Genomic DNA, 1,442 nt, shown 5'->3' with positions numbered 1-1,442 from the left:
ACCACACCCGCGAACATCAGCGCACCTACCCCGACCAGCACAACTACCAACTCGGCGCCTGATCAACGACCTTCCCCCGAAAGGAGCCGCACCCATTGCCATAAGCCCGATCAGGCACCCCGAGCCCGCTCTGCATCCGACGTGCCCGTTGGCTTCCACCCGCCATCGCACCCCACGGGCACGTATGTCAACTATGATAGTTGCTATATGCTTCAGCATATGGAGACGAAGACGTACACAACCATCGACCTGCGCAAGGGGATGGGCGAGATCCTGGATCGGACCCGGATCGCCGGTGAGGCCGCCGCCATCACCCGCAAGGGGAAGACGGTCGCCTACCTGGTGCCGGCCGAGTGGTTCGAGCAGATGGCCCGCGGGCGCCAGCCACACGAGGACCGACACGAGGCGGCCTGACCCACCCCCACACCAAGGAGCACGAACCATGCCCGCCCACGCACTCCACTTCGATGGGTACGAGGGGAAACCCCTTCGGTTGCCGCCCATGCCCGAACACACGCCTCAAGCAATTCGGTTGGCGATTCAGGAACACGCTCCGCACCTCCTCCCGGACTTTGAGGCGCACTGGAAGCGCGTCATCGGCGACGCCTTCAGCATCACGCCCGTGCCCGCCTTCATGCGCCTGTGGTGGACGCAGTACGCCATCGCGCGGAATCCCGTCCTCGACTCGCACCTTCGCGACCTCGAAGCCCGCGCCGCCAAGTCCGAGGACCCCGAGGAGTCCCTCCGACTCCTGGAGGAGTACAGCCGCCTCCGGCACGAGGCCGCTGAGAGGAAGCCCGGAGAGTGATCGACGAACCACTCCGGCCGCCTTGGCAAATGGACTGGACGAAGCAGGCGCAGCACGACTTCCAGAACATGCCCGCCGACGGCAGTGACCTGATCATGAGTGCCCGTGCGGATCTGATCACGGCCGAAGACCCGTACTTCCGGGGGATCGACGCCGATGCCTGGCCCCCACACTGGATGACCGTCCGACCTCTGGCCTCCACAAGCCCCGGCGGCCCCCACATCGTGGACCTGGCCGGCGGACGCGGCTGGCTCATCTACACCTTCATGCGGCGCCACGCCGATCCCCAGATCGTCGTCACCGAAGCCTTCTGGGCCTGACGTCTGCGCCACCGGAGCGTCTGCAGCACAGGTGGCTCCCGTTCCAATTTCCGTCACCCGCTCCAGCACAGAACCTCAGACTGATGCCCCACAGTCGACGTGCCCCATCCGTGCCCAGCAGAGCGGACAACTGCGGTCAGATACGGCTCCCAGAGACCGGGAGCCATCCACCTGCCCGCTGCGAAACCCCAGTTCAGGTCCCCTCTGGCGGCCCAAGAACCAAGGCCGCGAAGTTTGCTGATCGGCGGGGCTGTCAAGGGGGTTCGTCAGGTGGCGAGGGTGTAGGTCGCGCGGCCGGTCTTGTGGAGCATTCC

Annotated in this window: 3 protein-coding genes; all 3 read left to right on the top strand. The window is 65.7% G+C overall.

Annotated features, from left to right (window positions below; translation table 11 throughout):
* Nucleotides 1–219 precede the first annotated feature (219 nt).
* The 3 genes from ACFU5K_RS31865 to ACFU5K_RS31855 are packed head-to-tail and all read left to right on the top strand — an operon-like array spanning nt 220 to nt 1,128.
* Nucleotides 220–414 carry a type II toxin-antitoxin system Phd/YefM family antitoxin gene (locus tag ACFU5K_RS31865; RefSeq protein ID WP_024490776.1) on the top strand — a complete coding sequence of 65 codons (195 nt, stop codon included), beginning with the start codon at nt 220–222 and terminating at the stop codon, nt 412–414.
* Nucleotides 415–442: 28 nt separating this feature from the next.
* Nucleotides 443–808: a hypothetical protein gene (locus tag ACFU5K_RS31860; protein ID WP_384068224.1), complete on the top strand. Its 366-nt coding sequence runs from the start codon at nt 443–445 to the stop codon at nt 806–808.
* Nucleotides 809–837: 29 nt separating this feature from the next.
* Nucleotides 838–1,128, top strand: a complete 291-nt coding sequence (locus ACFU5K_RS31855; RefSeq protein WP_384068221.1) for a hypothetical protein — start codon at nt 838–840, stop codon at nt 1,126–1,128.
* The last annotated feature ends 314 nt before the right edge of the window (nt 1,129–1,442 follow it).

It is taken from the genome of Streptomyces sp. NPDC057428, from assembly GCF_042803195.1.
Taxonomy (GTDB): Bacteria; Actinomycetota; Actinomycetes; order Streptomycetales; family Streptomycetaceae; genus Streptomyces.
The sequence above is the reverse complement of the archived record's forward strand: the minus strand, read 5'-3'. Positions and strand labels throughout refer to the sequence as shown.

What these genes read in the sequence shown, in the direction of transcription:
- ACFU5K_RS31865 (WP_024490776.1), top strand. Translation starts at nt 220, where the DNA reads ATGGAGACGAAGACGTACACAACCATCGACCTGCGCAAGGGGATGGGC.
- ACFU5K_RS31860 (WP_384068224.1), top strand. Translation starts at nt 443, where the DNA reads ATGCCCGCCCACGCACTCCACTTCGATGGGTACGAGGGGAAACCCCTT.
- ACFU5K_RS31855 (WP_384068221.1), top strand. Translation starts at nt 838, where the DNA reads ATGGACTGGACGAAGCAGGCGCAGCACGACTTCCAGAACATGCCCGCC.